The organism is Pseudomonas sp. JQ36, from assembly GCF_053851495.1.
In genome coordinates this window covers 4,483,877-4,499,720 of the sequence record NZ_CM132642.1, presented here as the reverse complement: position 1 = coordinate 4,499,720, position 15,844 = coordinate 4,483,877, and the positions used below count along the sequence as shown (strand labels likewise).

Annotated in this window: 12 protein-coding genes; 8 read left to right on the top strand and 4 right to left on the bottom strand. The window is 59.4% G+C overall.

The features are described from left to right. Positions 1 to 7 precede the first annotated feature (7 nt). Positions 8 to 391 carry a glycine cleavage system protein GcvH gene (gene gcvH, locus ACS4NR_RS20310; protein ID WP_095137617.1) on the top strand — a complete coding sequence of 128 codons (384 nt, stop codon included), beginning with the start codon at positions 8 to 10 and terminating at the stop codon, positions 389 to 391. Between the two features lie 202 nt (positions 392 to 593). After that, complete coding sequence (gene gcvP, locus ACS4NR_RS20305; protein ID WP_456018187.1) at positions 594 to 3,467, top strand: aminomethyl-transferring glycine dehydrogenase; 2,874 nt, start codon at positions 594 to 596, stop codon at positions 3,465 to 3,467. A 188-nt stretch (positions 3,468 to 3,655) separates the two neighbouring features. On the opposite strand, the gene ACS4NR_RS20300 is transcribed toward gcvP, so the two are convergent. The 3 genes from ACS4NR_RS20300 to ACS4NR_RS20290 all read right to left on the bottom strand — a co-directional run bounded on the left by ACS4NR_RS20300 (position 3,656) and on the right by ACS4NR_RS20290 (position 6,255). After that, positions 3,656 to 3,976: a DUF2388 domain-containing protein gene (locus ACS4NR_RS20300; protein ID WP_169843014.1), complete on the bottom strand. Its 321-nt coding sequence runs from the start codon at positions 3,974 to 3,976 to the stop codon at positions 3,656 to 3,658. A gap of 65 nt (positions 3,977 to 4,041) precedes the next feature. Continuing rightward, on the bottom strand, positions 4,042 to 5,826 hold the full coding sequence (locus ACS4NR_RS20295; protein WP_456018186.1) for a GspE/PulE family protein: 1,785 nt from the start codon (positions 5,824 to 5,826) through the stop codon (positions 4,042 to 4,044). Positions 5,827 to 5,916: 90 nt separating this feature from the next. Then, the gene (locus tag ACS4NR_RS20290) at positions 5,917 to 6,255 is read right to left on the bottom strand and encodes a hypothetical protein (RefSeq protein ID WP_456018185.1); all 339 of its coding nucleotides are present in this window, start codon (positions 6,253 to 6,255) and stop codon (positions 5,917 to 5,919) included. 126 nt (positions 6,256 to 6,381) lie between these two features. Between ACS4NR_RS20290 and ACS4NR_RS20285 the strand changes: the two genes are divergently transcribed. After that, on the top strand, positions 6,382 to 6,852 hold the full coding sequence (locus ACS4NR_RS20285; protein WP_007951785.1) for an Lrp/AsnC family transcriptional regulator: 471 nt from the start codon (positions 6,382 to 6,384) through the stop codon (positions 6,850 to 6,852). Between the two features lie 135 nt (positions 6,853 to 6,987). Here the strand turns inward: ACS4NR_RS20285 and ACS4NR_RS20280 are convergent, their stop codons facing one another. After that, complete coding sequence (locus ACS4NR_RS20280; protein WP_456018184.1) at positions 6,988 to 8,358, bottom strand: CYTH domain-containing protein; 1,371 nt, start codon at positions 8,356 to 8,358, stop codon at positions 6,988 to 6,990. A 156-nt stretch (positions 8,359 to 8,514) separates the two neighbouring features. Between ACS4NR_RS20280 and argE the strand changes: the two genes are divergently transcribed. The 5 genes from argE (at position 8,515) to ACS4NR_RS20255 (ending at position 15,815) form a co-directional block, all read left to right on the top strand. Then, positions 8,515 to 9,669 (top strand): acetylornithine deacetylase, encoded by a 1,155-nt coding sequence (argE, locus tag ACS4NR_RS20275; protein WP_456018183.1) that lies wholly within the window; start codon positions 8,515 to 8,517, stop codon positions 9,667 to 9,669. Between the two features lie 265 nt (positions 9,670 to 9,934). Then, a complete protein-coding gene (gene argA / locus ACS4NR_RS20270; protein WP_095137611.1) occupies positions 9,935 to 11,233 on the top strand; it encodes an amino-acid N-acetyltransferase in 1,299 nt (432 codons plus the stop codon). 559 nt (positions 11,234 to 11,792) lie between these two features. After that, positions 11,793 to 13,121 (top strand): OprD family porin, encoded by a 1,329-nt coding sequence (locus ACS4NR_RS20265; protein WP_456018182.1) that lies wholly within the window; start codon positions 11,793 to 11,795, stop codon positions 13,119 to 13,121. A 415-nt stretch (positions 13,122 to 13,536) separates the two neighbouring features. Next, entirely contained in the window at positions 13,537 to 14,880 is a 1,344-nt protein-coding gene (locus tag ACS4NR_RS20260; protein WP_456018181.1) for an OprD family porin, read from the top strand. 296 nt (positions 14,881 to 15,176) lie between these two features. Continuing rightward, a complete protein-coding gene (locus tag ACS4NR_RS20255; protein WP_095137608.1) occupies positions 15,177 to 15,815 on the top strand; it encodes a peroxiredoxin in 639 nt (212 codons plus the stop codon). Positions 15,816 to 15,844: the final 29 nt, after the last annotated feature.

Here is a 15,844-nt window from a genome sequence, read left to right as displayed (position 1 = left end):
ACCGAGCATGAGCAATATCCCCGCCGAACTGCGTTTTGCCGAAAGTCATGAGTGGGCGCGTCTGGAAGCCGACGGCACCGTTACCGTGGGCATCAGCGATCACGCACAGGAAGCGCTGGGCGATGTGGTGTTCGTCGAGCTGACTGAAGTGGGCAAGGTGTTCGCTGCTGAAGATCAGGCTGGCGTCGTTGAATCGGTGAAAGCCGCTTCCGACATCTACGCCCCGATCGGCGGTGAGGTGATTGCCGTCAACGACGAGCTGGGTGGTTCGCCTGAACTGCTGAACTCCGACCCGTACGGTGCGTGGATCTTCAAGCTCAAGCCAACCGACAAGGCTGAGCTGGACAAGCTGCTCGATGCCGCTGCCTACAAGGCTGTCATTGGCGAGTAAGCTCTGATCAATACCCCAAAGCCCCGACTCGTCGGGGCTTTTTTGAATCAAAAGATCGCAGCCTTCGGCAGCTCCTACAGAATGCACACCATTGCTCTGTAGGAGCTGCCGAAGGCTGCGATCTTTTGATCTTCAAGGGCACTGCTATGCTGGTTTGACCGTGTTGCATTGACGCCGAGCGCCAGCCAAGAGAGAGCCCGTCATGTCCCAGTTGCCATCCTTGAGCCAGTTACGCGACCCCGAAGCCTTCCTGCGCCGCCATTTGGGGCCCGACGCCGCTGAACAGCAGGCGATGCTCGACAGCCTCGGTCTCGGTAGCCGGATCGAACTGATCGAGCAGACGGTGCCGCCGGGCATTCGCCTGAACCGGGCGCTGGATTTGCCACCGGCCCTTGATGAGCAGGCGGCGCTGGCCAAGCTGCGCGGTTATGCCGAGCACAACCAGGTGTGGACCAGCCTGATCGGCATGGGTTACCACGGCACGTTGACGCCAACCGTCATCCTGCGCAACGTGCTGGAAAATCCCGGTTGGTACACCGCCTACACCCCTTATCAACCGGAGATCGCCCAAGGCCGTCTCGAAGCGCTGCTGAATTTCCAGCAACTGACCATCGACCTCACCGGACTTGAACTGGCCAACGCCTCGTTGCTCGACGAAGCCACCGCCGCTGCGGAGGCCATGGCGCTGGCCAAACGCGTGGCGAAATCCAGGAGCAACCTGTTTTTCGTCGACGAGAACTGTCATCCACAAACCATCTCCGTGGTGCAGACCCGTGCCGAAGGCTTCGGCTTCGAGCTGATCATCGACGCGGTGGATAACTTGAAGCAGCATCAGGTGTTCGGCGCACTGCTGCAGTATCCCGACACCCACGGCGAGATCCGTGACTTGCGTCCGGTCATCGATCAGTTGCACGCACAGCAGGCGCTGGCCTGCGTCGCTACGGATTTGTTGAGCCTGTTGCTGCTGACGCCGCCGGGTGAACTGGGCGCGGACGTGGCGTTCGGTTCGTCCCAGCGCTTTGGCGTGCCGATGGGCTACGGTGGCCCGCACGCAGCGTTTTTTGCCAGCCGTGAGGAGTACAAACGGGCGATTCCGGGGCGGATCATCGGCGTGTCGAAAGACGCCCGCGGCAACGTTGCATTGCGCATGGCGCTGCAAACCCGCGAACAACACATTCGCCGCGAGAAGGCCAACTCGAACATCTGCACCGCGCAGGTGCTGTTGGCCAACATCGCCAGTTTCTACGCGGTGTACCACGGGCCGCAAGGCTTGAAGCGGATCGCCCAGCGGGTGCACCGCTTGACCTGCATTCTGGCGGCGGGCCTTGAGCGCCATGGTATTGCGCGGGTCAACCGGCAGTTTTTCGACACCCTGACCCTCGACGTAGGAGGCGCGCATAGCGCGATCATCGACAGCGCCAAGGCCGCGCAGATCAATCTGCGGATTCTCGGACGCGGTCGCGTCGGGCTGAGCCTCGATGAGACCAGCGATGAAAACACGGTGGCCAGGCTGTTTGATGTGCTGCTGGGTGCCGATCATGGGTTTAACGTCGACGAAATTGATGCAGAAGTCCTGGTTTCCGGCATTCCCGACCCCCTGCAGCGCAACACACCGTACCTGCGCCATCCGGTGTTCAACGCGCATCACAGCGAAACCGAAATGCTGCGCTACCTCAAGCAACTGGAGAACAAGGATCTGGCGCTCAACCAGTCGATGATCCCGCTGGGCTCCTGCACCATGAAACTCAACGCCACCAGCGAGATGATCCCGATCACCTGGCCGCAGTTCGCCAATCTGCACCCGTTCGCGCCGCGGGAACAGGCGCTCGGTTACACCTTGATGATCGAAGAACTGGAGCGTTGGTTGTGCGCGATCACCGGATTCGATGCGATCTGCATGCAGCCCAACTCCGGCGCTCAGGGCGAGTACGCCGGGCTGCTGGCGATTCGCAAATACCACGAGAGCCGGCAGCAGGGCGCGCGGGATATCTGCCTGATCCCGTCCTCGGCCCACGGCACCAACCCGGCCTCGGCGCAGATGGCCGGGATGCGCGTGGTGATCGTCGAGTGCGACGAAGCCGGCAACGTCGATCTTGACGACCTGAAGACCAAGGCGGCCGAGGCGGGGGACAAGTTGTCGTGCCTGATGGCGACCTATCCATCGACTCACGGCGTGTACGAGGAGGGCATCAGCGAAATCTGCGAAGTTATCCACAAACACGGCGGGCAGGTGTACATGGATGGCGCCAACCTCAATGCACAGGTCGGGCTGGCGCGGCCGGCGGACATTGGCGCCGACGTGTCGCACATGAACCTGCACAAGACGTTCTGCATCCCCCATGGTGGCGGCGGGCCGGGCATGGGGCCGATTGGCATACGCGCGCATCTGGCGCCGTTCGTCGCCAATCATCCGGTGGTGCCGATTGACGGCCCACTGCCGCAGAACGGCGCGGTCAGCGCAGCGCCGTGGGGCAGCGCGAGCATTTTGCCGATCAGCTGGATGTACATTGCGATGATGGGGCCGCAACTGGCGGATGCCAGCGAAGTGGCGATCCTCGCGGCGAACTATCTGGCGCAGCATTTATCCGGTGCATTCCCGGTGCTGTACACCGGGCGCAACGGGCGGGTGGCCCATGAATGCATTCTCGATTTGCGGCCGCTGAAGGCGCAGACCGGGATCAGCGAAGAAGATGTCGCCAAGCGTCTGATGGACTACGGCTTCCATGCGCCGACCATGTCATTCCCGGTGCCGGGGACGCTGATGGTCGAGCCTACCGAGAGCGAATCGAAGGCCGAGCTGGATCGGTTTATCGGCGCCATGCTGAGTATCCGTGCGGAAATCACCGAAGTGCAGAACGGCAACTGGCCGGCGGAAGACAATCCGCTTAAACGCGCACCGCATACCCTGGCGGATGTCACCGGAGTCTGGGAGCGGCCTTACAGCATCGAACAGGGCATCACCCCGGATGCGCACACCAAGGCGCACAAGTATTGGCCGGCGGTGAATCGGGTGGATAACGTTTATGGGGATCGCAATCTGTTTTGTGCCTGCGTTCCAGTGGACGATTACCGCTGATCTTCAGGCAACACGCAGAGCCATTGTGGGAGCGGGCTTGCTCGCGAAGGCGGTGGTTCAGGCACATGTATTTTTTCTGACACGACGCCTTCGCGAGCAAGCCGGCTCCCACAGGGTGGTGTGGTGAATTCGAAATTATGGGCAAAAAAATGCCGCTCGATCGAGCGGCATTTTTGTTGGCGGCAATCTTACTCGGATGCCACTGCATTCTTCGCCAGAATCGCATTCGCCAGTTCCATGTCCGTGGCCTGCAGGCCCGGGTTGTCGGCACGGACTTTCTGCATGGCTGCTTCCAGGTATGGCCCACGGATGCCGCCATCGCTGGCAACGAAGCTGCCGGCATCGTCCTGTGCGGCAACGATCAGCTTGTGATCCTTGAAGGTCAGATAGGTCGAACCGGTGGTGGCGCCGGACGAAATGACGTTACGCCAAAAGCTGTCAGCCATCGCTGAACCAACGGGAAGGGACAGCAAGGCAAGGGTGGCGACAGCAAGTTTGAGACGCATGATTGAGTGACTCCTGGGGGTTAACTACGGCGTTGGATAACGATTCGCCAATCCGGTTCCGTAGTGGCCTATTTCTGCTCGCTCTGCGGGGTCACCCGCAGCACTTCTTCAAGGGTGGTCAGCCCCGCCGCGACCTTCTGCGCACCCGACAGGCGCAGGCTGCGCATGCCTTCCTTGAAGGCCTGGCGACGGATGGCAGTGAGGTCGGTGTCCGGGGTGATGAGGGCTTTGAGGCTGTCGCTCAACTGCATGATTTCGTAGACCCCGGCGCGCCCGCGATAACCGGTATCGCGACACTCCAGACAACCAATGGCCCGTTGCGCATTGCCCGGCAGCGGTGCTTGCCACGGGCGGGTCAGGGTCTGCCAGTCTTCCTCTTCCAGGGTCAGCGGCGCCTTGCAGTGCGGGCACAGGGTGCGCACCAGGCGCTGGGCCATGACCCCGAGCACCGTGGCCTTGATCAGATAGTGCGGCACGCCGAGTTCCAGCAGCCGGCTGATCGCGCTGGGGGCATCGTTGGTGTGCAGGGTCGACAGCACCAGATGGCCGGTGAGTGCGGCCTGAATCGCCATTTCCGCGGTCTCCAGGTCACGGATCTCGCCGATCATGATGATGTCCGGGTCTTGCCGCATCAGCGCACGCACGCCGGCGGCGAAACTCAGGTCGATGTTGTGCTGCACCTGCATCTGGTTGAATGCCGGCTCGACCATTTCGATCGGGTCTTCGATGGTGCAGAGGTTGATCTCCGGCGTCGCCAGTTTCTTCAGCGTGGTGTAGAGCGTGGTGGTCTTGCCCGAACCGGTCGGCCCGGTGACCAGAATGATGCCGTTGGGCTGGCGGGTCATGTCCTGCCAGCGGCGGAGGTCGTCGGCGGAAAAGCCCAACTGATCGAAGTCTTTGAGCAGCACTTCCGGGTCAAAAATCCGCATGACCATTTTTTCGCCAAACGCGGTGGGCAGCGTTGAGAGCCGCAGTTCCACCTCGCCGCCGTCTGGGGTCTTGGTCTTGACCCGGCCGTCCTGGGGTTTGCGTTTCTCGGCGACGTTCATCCGCCCGAGGCTTTTCAGGCGGCTGACGATTGCCATGGTCACCTGCGGCGGGAATTGATAGACATTGTGCAACACGCCATCAATGCGGAAACGCACGGTGCCCTGTTCGCGGCGCGGTTCGATGTGGATATCACTGGCGCGCTGCTGGAAGGCGTACTGGAACAGCCAGTCGACAATGTTGACGATGTGCGCGTCATTGGCGTCCGGCTCCTGATCGCTGGCGCCGAGGTTGAGCAGTTGTTCGAAGTTGCCGAGGTTGCCGCTCTGCGCGTCGGCATTGCTGGCGCCGCTGACCGATTTGGCGAGGCGGAAGAACTCGACGCTGAAACGCTGGATGTCCACCGGGTTGGCGACCACCCGTTTGATCGGCAACTTCAGCACGTGAGTCAGGTCAGCCTCCCAGCCAGTGACGTAGGGCTGGGCGCTGGCGACGACCACGGCGTCGCGGTCGACCGCTACCGCAAGAATCTTGTGGCGCTGGGCAAAGGCGTAGGACATCAGCGGGGTGATCGCCGCAACGTTGATCTTCAACGGGTCGATGCGCATGTACGGCTGACCGGCCTGCTGCGCCAGCCACAGGGTCAGGCTTTCCAGGTCCAGATGTTTGCCCGGACGGCTGAGGTCATCCAGTTGCTGGCTGGCGATGAACTCCAGCGGATGTTGCTGGCCGTGGGTCGTGTGGCGGCGCCGGGCGTTGAGCGCCAGCTCTGCCGAATCCTGGCTGATAAAGCCTTGGGCAACCAGCTCACGCAACACATCGTTGAGATCCAGCCAGCGGTCCTGAGTGGCGAGTTGAACGGACATGCGGGCTCCTTTTGAACGACTGTGCGCAAAGGATAGTCGTGGCCCCGCAGTCCGTTGGGCCACTACCCGACAATGCCGTTGCCGGATTTGTCAGCCGACCGCCTGGGCCGAAGCAGACCACGCCGTGTCGGCGTCTTGCAGGTTCACCGAGCAGACGCTGATCAGGTTACGAAGTTTTTCCGCAATCACTTGGGCGCGATGCCAGCTCAGTCCGTCAATGGTGATATCGATCGACAGCAGGTCGTCCAGACGCTCGACGTTGACCTGGACTGGCGTCAGAAATTGCAGCGCAAACAGGTTCAGCACCCGCACCAACAGATCCGGCTCTGCTTCGGCGAGCAGCTGATAACGCGCGCAGCAGTGCGCGTTGTTGACGTTCCACACATCGGCGCGGGGCGCGGGGGTATTCACGGCTTCGAGGTGAGGCATGTCCGGTCTCCAGAGTCAGTGGAGGAATTTTTACATTCGATGCCGGGCATTTCTTGTCTAAGATGAGCGGATTCGCGGATTGCTCGACTAGAACGATTCGAAAAATGATCACTTTGAGGATTGATTATGCATAGCGAGCTGGACAGCTACGACCGGCGGATTCTCGCCTTGCTGCAAGAGGACGCTTCGCTGTCCAGCGCGCAGATCGCCGAGCAGGTGGGACTGTCGCAGTCGCCGTGCTGGCGGCGGATTCAGCGGATGAAGGAGGAGGGGATCATTCGCGGTCAGGTGACCTTGCTCGATCGCAAAAAAATCGGCCTGAACACGCAGATCTTCGCCGAAATCAAACTCAACGCCCACGGACGGTCGAACTTCACCGAATTCACCGAGGCGATTCGCGGTTTTCCGGAAGTGCTGGAGTGTTATGTGCTGATGGGCGCGGTAGATTTTCTGTTGCGGATTGTCGCGGCGGACATCGAGGCGTATGAGCGGTTCTTCTTCGAGAAGCTGTCGCTGGTGCCGGGGATTCAGGAAGTGAACTCGATTGTGGCGCTATCGGAGATCAAGTCGACGACCAGCCTGCCAGTTTTGCGCTGATGCCTCTGTGGCGAGGGAGCTTGCTCCCGCTGGGCTGCGAAGCGGCCCCAAAATCTGCACTTGCAGGAATTGGGAGTCCTTCGGCCTCCAGCGGGAGCAAGCTCCCTCGCCACAGTTTTCAGGTGTTGCTGAGCATCACATGCGCAGCAGCATTTTCCACGCACGATTCTGATAAACCGCAATCGCCTGCTGCTTGCGCGCATCGAGCAGTTCGTCAGTGATGGTCGGTTCGTTGGCCAGTTGCGCCAGTTTGTTCAGCTCGCCGTACAGGCGATCCATTTCCGCGACCTCCAGCACGTTACGCGCGTGGTGCAGCCAGACCTGGATGCGTTCGATGCGCGGCAGTTGCTCGGCCAGATCTTCCGGCTGCTGCTGATAGCGCTGCAATTGCAGGGACGTGGCTTCTTCGCCCAGCATGCGCGGCAGCCAGCTGTGCAGTTGCGCGGCGCCCTGGCGATTGCCGCGGGTGTTGCGCTCGGCGGCCCAGGTGCGGGCCAGCAGCCAGCGCGAGACAGTCAGCGAGAACAGGCCCCAGCGCGGGTCTTCCAGCTCTTCGAGGAATTGCTCCGGCGCCGCCTTGCGCACGTCTTCGTCTTCGATGCCGACCTGAACCAGTGGGCGCCAGTCTTCCAGCAGTGCATCCAGCGCCACGCGCAAGTCGTGAGTGGCCGGACGCGGTGCCGCCTGGCCGAGGCTGCTGAGCAGGGCGCGCATTTCCGCGAGGTTCTCGACCCAGTCCTGCAGCAGTCGCCAGTGGCCGTTGAAGCGATATTGTTCGGCCAGACGCTGGCTGCTGCCGAGCAAGTGCCAGGCCAGTGCGGCGAAGGCGTCGTCGAGTTGGGTTTCCGGGGTCAGTTGCGGCGCTGGCAGGCTCAGCGAGTAGCTGTTGGCGTCGTACAGACGGTAGCCGCGCTCGGCCTTGCTGATGTCGCACGGCATCAGGGCCAGGGTTTCGGCCAGTTCGGCGGCCAGTTCCAGCAGCGCGGCAGGCTCGCCTTCGCGCAGTTCCAGTTCCAGCTCGCAGATTTCTTCTTTCTGCTTGCCGACCACCACGTGACCGAGGTCCAGCGCGGCTTCGATGACCACTTTGGCCTTGCCACGGCCCCAGGCGATTTCCGCGCGCTCGCGGACGAAATCGGTGGTGAAGATCGGCTTCAGGGTTTTCTTGTCCAGCTCGGCCAGCGACTCGGGCCAGCATTCACCGTCGAGTTTCTTCACGTCGAGCTTGGCTTTGGGCAACTTCCAGTCGTACTCGTTACGCTCGGACAGACCGGCAACACTCTGGCCGCGGGTCTTGAGGGTCTGAATCACTTCGTCACCGTCCTTGCGCAGGCGCAGGGCGACTTTGGCCTGGGCCAGATCGCGCTCGGGGGTATCGAAGTACTGGTTCATCAACTCACGGCGTTCCCAGCCATTTTTGTTGCGTTTTTTCAGTAGCGGGTGCTCGCGCAGGGCAGCGAGGGTTTCGCGGCTGACGCGGAGTTTGATTTCGGTTTCTTTCTGCATGGCCGGAAAATCCAGGATCGGGAGCGCAGCCGGGGGAATGTGTGGCTGCCAAGGCCGTGCAGTGTACAGGACTCAAACTTCCTACGCCCTGCGGCGGTTTATTCCGAGCGCCGGATGGCTCTATGATGGACTTCAAATCGGGAGTTGGAGTCAGCGATGCCTTTGCCATCCATGCAAGACCAGTTCGCGGCACTGATCGCCGCACCATCGGTCAGTTGCACCCAACCGAACCTGGATCAGTCCAACCGGGCGGTGATCGATTTGCTCGCCGGTTGGTTGGGGGATCTGGGCTTCAGCTGCGATATCCAGCAGGTCAGCCCCGGTAAATTCAACCTGCTCGCCAGTTTTGGCAGTGGCCCCGGCGGCCTGGTGCTGGCCGGGCATAGCGATACTGTGCCTTATGACGATGCGCTGTGGCAGACCGATCCGCTGAAACTCACCGAGGTCGATGGTCGCTGGGTCGGGCTGGGCAGTTGCGACATGAAGGGCTTTTTCGCCCTGATCATCGAAGCCGTGCAGCCGCTGCTCGAGCAGCCGTTCAAGCAACCGCTGCTGATCCTCGCCACCTGTGATGAAGAAAGCTCGATGTCCGGTGCCCGCGCACTGGCCGAGGCCGGCAAGCCGTTGGGCCGTGCAGCGGTGATCGGCGAGCCGACCGGGCTCAAACCGATCCGCATGCACAAGGGCATCATGATGGAGCGCATCGATATCCTCGGGCAGAGCGGCCATTCGTCGGATCCGCGCCTGGGTCACAGCGCCCTCGAAGCGATGCACGATGCCATCGGCGAACTGCGCGGTTTGCGCCTGCTATGGCAGCGTGAATTCAACAACCCGCAGTTCAGTGTGCCGCAACCGACCATGAACTTCGGCTGTATTCATGGCGGCGACAATCCGAATCGCATCTGCGGCCAGTGTTCGCTGGAGTTCGATCTGCGCCCGTTGCCGGGCATGGACCCGAAAGTCCTGCGTGCGGAGATTCTGCGCAAGCTCAACCCGGTGGCTGAGCGGCATCAGGTGAAGATCGACTACCAGCCATTGTTCCCGGAAGTGCCGTCGTTTGAGCAGGCCGAAGACGCTGAATTGGTGCGCATCGCTGAAAAGCTCACCGGTCATAGTGCCGAAGCAGTAGCGTTCGGCACCGAAGCGCCTTATCTTCAGCGCCTTGGCTGCGAAACCATTGTGCTCGGCCCCGGCGACATTGCGTGTGCGCACCAGCCGGGCGAATACCTTGAAATGTCACGTTTGCAGCCTACCGTGCAACTATTGCGGCAGTTGATTGAACATTACTGCCTGAGCCCGGACAAACGATGATGTCCACCTGTGGGAGCGGGCTTGCTCGCGAGAGCGGTGTATCAGGTACATCGATGTCGACTGACTCACCGCTTTCGCGAGCAAGCTCGCTCCCACAGGGATTGTGTTTTGCCTGATCAAACGCTGTAAATTGCCAGCACCCCAACCCGTATTCATGAGGAGAGCGCGCGTGTCGCCAAGCCTGTTCCGACGATAACCATCAGCCCGCTGTGCGTTTTCCGTTTCGCCCTTATTTCCGGCTGCTATTTATTACAGGCCCAGGTTCATGCCCGAATACGTCAATTGGCTTCGTCACGCGTCCCCTTACATCAATGCCCACCGCGACTGCACCTTCGTCGTCATGCTGCCCGGCGACGGCGTGGAGCATCCGAATTTCGGCAACATCGTCCACGACCTGGTGCTGTTGCACAGCCTCGGTGTGCGTCTGGTGCTGGTCCACGGTTCGCGCCCGCAGATTGAAACCCGCCTCGCCGCTCGCGGCCTGACCCCGCACTACCACCACGGCATGCGCATCACTGATGCGGCGACGCTGGAGTGCGTGATCGACGCGGTCGGTCAGCTGCGTATCGCTATCGAAGCGCGGCTGTCGATGGACATGGCCTCGTCGCCGATGCAGGGCTCGCGCTTGCGGGTGGCCAGCGGCAACCTTGTGACCGCGCGGCCGATCGGCGTACTCGAAGGCGTCGACTATCACCACACCGGCGAAGTGCGTCGGGTCGATCGCAAAGGCATCAATCGTCTGCTCGACGAGCGTTCGATCGTACTGCTGTCGCCGCTGGGCTACTCGCCGACCGGGGAAATCTTCAACCTCGCCTGCGAAGACGTCGCCACCCGCGCCGCCATCGACCTCGGTGCCGACAAGCTGCTGCTGTTCGGCGCTGACCTCGGTCTGATCGACGAGAACGGCAAACTGGTGCGCGAACTGCGTCCGCAACAGGTGCCTGCGCATCTGGCGCGTCTGGGCAGCAACTATCAGGCGGAACTGCTGGATGCCGCCGCCGAGGCCTGCCGTGGTGGCGTGGCGCGCAGCCATATTGTCAGCTATGCCGAAGATGGCGCGCTGCTGACCGAACTGTTCACCCGCGACGGTGGCGGTACGCTGGTCGCTCAGGAGCAATTCGAACTGGTGCGCGAGGCGGCGATTGAAGACGTCGGCGGTTTGCTCGACCTGATCAGTCCGCTGGAAGAGCAAGGGATTCTGGTGCGTCGCTCGCGCGAAGTGCTGGAGCGCGAGATCGAGCAGTTCAGCGTGGTCGAGCGTGAAGGCATGATCATCGCCTGTGCGGCGCTGTACCAGATTGCCGATTCGGACGCTGGTGAACTGGCGTGCCTGGCGGTGAATCCGGAGTATCGCCATGGCGGTCGCGGCGATGAGTTGCTGGAGCGCATCGAAACTCGCGCGCGGGCACAAGGGCTGAAAACCCTGTTCGTCCTTACCACCCGTACCGCGCACTGGTTCCGCGAACGTGGCTTCGAGCCTAGCAGCGTCGAGCGTCTGCCGGCGGCACGGGCCTCGCTGTACAACTATCAGCGTAACTCGAAGATCTTCGAAAAGACCCTCTGATTCATTGGGTTGTGGGGAGCAGGTGCAGACTGCTTCCCGCCTCAATCGTTTTGCTTTTGCAGTTCTTCTCCTGATTCACCCTCACTGAAGTCACGGGCGGCGTCGAGCCGAGTCATTCCGGCAGGAACGGCGGCTTCGTCGTGCGTGAAACAAATATTCTGATACACAAACTGTAACAATTGATCCGGATAGTGCGCTGGGTTGGCGGTTGTTGTGATGGATTTGTTTCCGGATTGCTTCAGCGAAAATCGCTCTGGGCAGGGCGATTCAATACTTTTCAGAAATTGACCGACACGTTGGTGTGGGTAGCGCTACAGCGTGCAAATACGGGGTTTCAATTCCTAAAGGGTATTAGAAAAGAAGGTGTCTATTCTTTTCAGCTTCATGACAAATTCATGAAACTGCATGGACCAAAAAACCGGAGATTAGACCATGGTCGTAGACACACAAGGTTACGATTGACTTGTGAGTCACGCTCTGGCGCTAATCGCTAACCTTTGGGACTCGGGCGTCGATCCGGGCCAGGCAAACAAGAATTAGAAACGAGAGGAGCTTAACAATGAATAAGTCCACCTTGGCTGTGGCTGTGGCGTTTGGGGTATTGGCGCAACAGGCAGGTGCCGCGGGTTTCATCGAAGACAGCAAGGCTTCTGTCAGTTCCCGCACCATGTATTTCAACAACGACAACCGTGATGGCGGTGCCGATCAGAGAGAAACCGCACAGGGACTGAAGTTCGATTATCTGTCGGGTTTTACTCAAGGTACCGTCGGTTTCGGTTTTGATGCGCAGGCACTGGTGGGGATTCACCTTGATGGTGGCAAGGGGCATCACCCGGACTCCAACACATTCTTCCCGAGCGACAGCGACGGTTCGGCCGTAGACGAGTGGAGCCGTGTAGCAGGCAACGTCAAGGCGCGCTTCTCGAAGACCGAAGCCCACTACGGTGGTGCCTTGCAGCCGAACATGCCGATTCTCGTTGCCAACGACAGCCGTCTGCTGCCACAAACGTTCGAAGGCGGAACCATCACGTCGAAGGAAATCGATAACGTCACCTTCAACGCAGGTCAATTGGAACACGCCGCAGGTCGCGCTTCGTCCAATACCACCGGCCTGGCGGTAGCGGGTGGTACCGAGGACAGCAACCAGTTCCGTTATGCCGGTGCAGACTGGAAAGTCACTAAAGACCTGACGCTGCAGTACTACTACGCGAACCTGGAAGACTACTACAAGCAGAATTTCCTTGGTCTGGTACACGTCTTCCCGATCAGCTCGAACCAGTCGTTCAAGACCGACATCCGCTATTTCGACAGCAGCTCCGATGGCAAGAACGGGGACGCAGGCTACCGCTTCAATAACAACGGTGGTTATGCCAAGAACCCGGGCGAGGTCGACAACAAGACCTGGAGCGCCATGTTCACTTACACCTTGGGTGGTAACGCGTTCTTGCTCGGCCATCAACGTGTCAACGATGACGGTGGCTTCGTCTACTTGAACCAAGGCAACGTGGTCGATGGCAACGGTCGCCCTGAAGGGGCCGGTGGCGCCAGTTTCTATCTGTTCACCGACTCCATGATTAACGGTTTCGTCCGTGCCGGTGAAAACACTACCTTTGGTCAATACTCCTATGATTTTGCAGCGCTGGGCGTACCGGGCCTCAAAGCCTCGGTCGCTTACCTGCATGGCGACAACATCAAGGCAACGAACGGTTCCGGTAGCGATATGTCCGAGTGGGAGCGAGACATGCGTATCGATTACACCGTTCAACAGGGCACACTCAAAGGTTTCGGTGTGACGCTGCGTAATGGTGTTTATCGTGGCAGCGAAATCAATATTGCCGATCAGGATCAGACCCGCCTGATCTTCAACTACACCTACAGCTTCCTGTAACGAGTTCCGATAAAAAACCTTGCCGATGGCAAGGTTTTTTTTGCGTGTTTTTCTATATTCCCAAATACAAGTCTATTGTCGTTTTTTATTCTTTTTATGTTCTGTGACGAAAGCCTAAAGTAGACCCGTCCAGCGTTCAAAAGACGCTGCGGTGTTTTGGCATTTTTGTCCCTCGACAATCTGAAGGGTTCAGGAATCGGTGTTGAAGCCGATACATCCGGTCTGCGCGGCCTTTATATATGCCTCGACGCTCTGAAAAAGAGTGAAACAATTCTTTTAAAGACTATGCCGGGGTATCCTTTCGCGCCTTTGACTGGGGGTAACGGTCGGTCGCGATTAAACATTCAGGATTTCGGGCAATAGATCCGGAACCGACAGTAAAAAAGCAAAAAATTAGAAACGAGAGGAGCGATACATGAACAAGTCCACCTTGGCCCTGGCTGTGGCCGTAGGGGTTATGGCGCAGCAGGCAGGCGCCGCCGGTTTCATCGAAGACAGCAAAGCTACTTTGGGGCTGCGTAACTTCTACATCAACAACGATAACCGTGACTCCGGCACAAAAGCCGCTGGTGCTCAGAAGAAGAACGAAGAATGGGGCCAAGGCTTCGATCTGCGCTTCATCTCTGGTTACACCCAAGGCACTGTAGGTTTCGGTATCGACGCCATCGGCCTGCTGGGTGTGCGTCTGGATTCGGGTAGTGGCACCAACGGTATTGGTAACTACGGCGGTACCGTTTTCCCAAGCGAACGCAATGGTGACGCTGTCGACAGCTTCTCCAGTCTGGGTCTGACTGCCAAAGCCAAGATCTCTCAGACCGAACTGAAGTTGGGCACCCTGCAGCCAAAACTGCCAGTGATCGTGACCAACGACGGTCGTCTGTTGCCGCAAACCTGGCAGGGTGGCCAGATCACTTCCGGCGAGATCAAGGACCTGACTCTGGTCGGCGGTCAGATCGAAGCCGTGAAAGGGCGTAACTCCAGCAACAACGAGAACATGTCCATTGGTGGTGCAACTGCACGTATTACTAACAGCAACAAGTTCATCTACGGCGGTGGTGACTACAAAATCACCAAGGACCTGACTGCTCAGTACTACTACGGCAACCTGGAAGATTTCTACAAGCAGCATTTCCTTGGGCTTGTCCACAACTGGGCAATTGGCCCTGGCGTGTTGAAATCGGACTTCCGTTACTTCAACAGCTCGGATGATGGTGCCAACTCCAACACTCCGGCTTACTACAGCAATGGCAACTACACCGGTCAGCCAAGCGGTAAAGGTAAGGTCGACAACAATCTGTACAGCGGCCTGTTCCTGTATACCGTTGCCGGTCACACCTTCGGCGGCGGCTACCAGGTTTCCAACGGTAGCAGCGACTTCCCTTGGTTGAACCAAGGCGACGGTTCGTCGAACTACACCATCACCGACATGCAAATCCAGAAGTTCGGCCGTGCCGGCGAGCGCACCTGGCAAGCACGCTACTCGTATGACTTCGCTAAAGTCGGCGTGCCGGGCTTGACTGCCGGTGTGGTTTACCTGCGTGGCGACAACATCGACACTGTGGGTAGAAACGGCGTTGAAAACGGTAATGGCCGTTCCGAGTGGGAACGCGACCTGACCATCGGTTACGTCGTGCCAGAAGGCCCGCTGAAAAACGTTGGCGTAATGTGGAAAAACGCCATGTGGCGCAACGACATCCCAGGTCAGCGTGACCAGGATGAAAACCGCCTGATCGTCAGCTACTCGATCCCGCTGCTGTAATAGCGCGCCTCGATTCGCTGATGTAAAAAAGCCCCGTCCGGCATCGCGCCGGACGGGGCTTTTGCGTTTTCGGGTCAGGCTCACCCCCGTAAGCCCTTCCCGAGATTTCCTTCTTTTGCAGCTACTCAAGGCCTTCTCGAACCTTGAGGACGATGTTCGTCGCGATGACGGCGAGCGTCCAGTGAACGATGTTTAATATTCAATTAGATTCTAAATATCTACTTATTTATTCTTTTTCATGATGTTGAATCCCGAGCTACAGTTGAGTTCTCCAACAACTCATCAGGAGCAGCACCATGAGCCTCAGACTCGGCGACATCGCCCCCGACTTCGAACAGGATTCCAGCGCCGGCAAGATTCGTTTCCACGAATGGCTGGGCGATAGCTGGGGCGTGCTGTTCTCCCACCCGGCCGACTTCACCCCGGTGTGCACCACCGAGCTGGGCTTCACCGCCAAGCTCAAGGATGAGTTCGCCAAGCGTGGCGTCAAAGCCATCGCGCTGTCGGTCGATCCGGTGGACTCGCACCACAAGTGGATCGAAGACATCAACGAAACCCAGAACACCATCGTCAACTTCCCGATCCTGGCCGACGCCGATCGCAAGGTTTCCGATCTGTACGACCTGATCCACCCGAACGCCAACGACACCCTGACCGTGCGCTCGCTGTTCGTGATCGATCCGAACAAGAAGATCCGCCTGACCATCACTTACCCGGCGAGCACCGGGCGCAACTTCCACGAGATCCTGCGGGTGATCGATTCGCTGCAACTCACCGACAACTACAAGGTGGCCACCCCGGCCAACTGGCAGGACGGTGAAGAGGTGGTGATCGTGCCGTCGCTCAAGGACGAAGACGAGATCAAGCGGCGCTTCCCCAAAGGTTATCGCGCGGTGAAGCCATACCTGCGTCTGACGCCGCAACCGAACAAGTGAATCAGTGAGATTGGCGGTGTAGCCACCAC

Coding starts and splice junctions, on each gene's coding strand:
- ACS4NR_RS20265 (WP_456018182.1), top strand. CDS start 11,793: ATGAATAAGTCCACCTTGGCTGTGGCTGTGGCGTTTGGGGTATTGGCG.
- ACS4NR_RS20260 (WP_456018181.1), top strand. CDS start 13,537: ATGAACAAGTCCACCTTGGCCCTGGCTGTGGCCGTAGGGGTTATGGCG.
- ACS4NR_RS20285 (WP_007951785.1), top strand. CDS start 6,382: ATGCATAGCGAGCTGGACAGCTACGACCGGCGGATTCTCGCCTTGCTG.
- ACS4NR_RS20295 (WP_456018186.1), bottom strand. CDS start 5,826: ATGTCCGTTCAACTCGCCACTCAGGACCGCTGGCTGGATCTCAACGAT.
- ACS4NR_RS20280 (WP_456018184.1), bottom strand. CDS start 8,358: ATGCAGAAAGAAACCGAAATCAAACTCCGCGTCAGCCGCGAAACCCTC.
- gcvP (WP_456018187.1), top strand. CDS start 594: ATGTCCCAGTTGCCATCCTTGAGCCAGTTACGCGACCCCGAAGCCTTC.
- ACS4NR_RS20255 (WP_095137608.1), top strand. CDS start 15,177: ATGAGCCTCAGACTCGGCGACATCGCCCCCGACTTCGAACAGGATTCC.
- argA (WP_095137611.1), top strand. CDS start 9,935: ATGCCCGAATACGTCAATTGGCTTCGTCACGCGTCCCCTTACATCAAT.
- argE (WP_456018183.1), top strand. CDS start 8,515: ATGCCTTTGCCATCCATGCAAGACCAGTTCGCGGCACTGATCGCCGCA.
- ACS4NR_RS20290 (WP_456018185.1), bottom strand. CDS start 6,255: ATGCCTCACCTCGAAGCCGTGAATACCCCCGCGCCCCGCGCCGATGTG.
- gcvH (WP_095137617.1), top strand. CDS start 8: ATGAGCAATATCCCCGCCGAACTGCGTTTTGCCGAAAGTCATGAGTGG.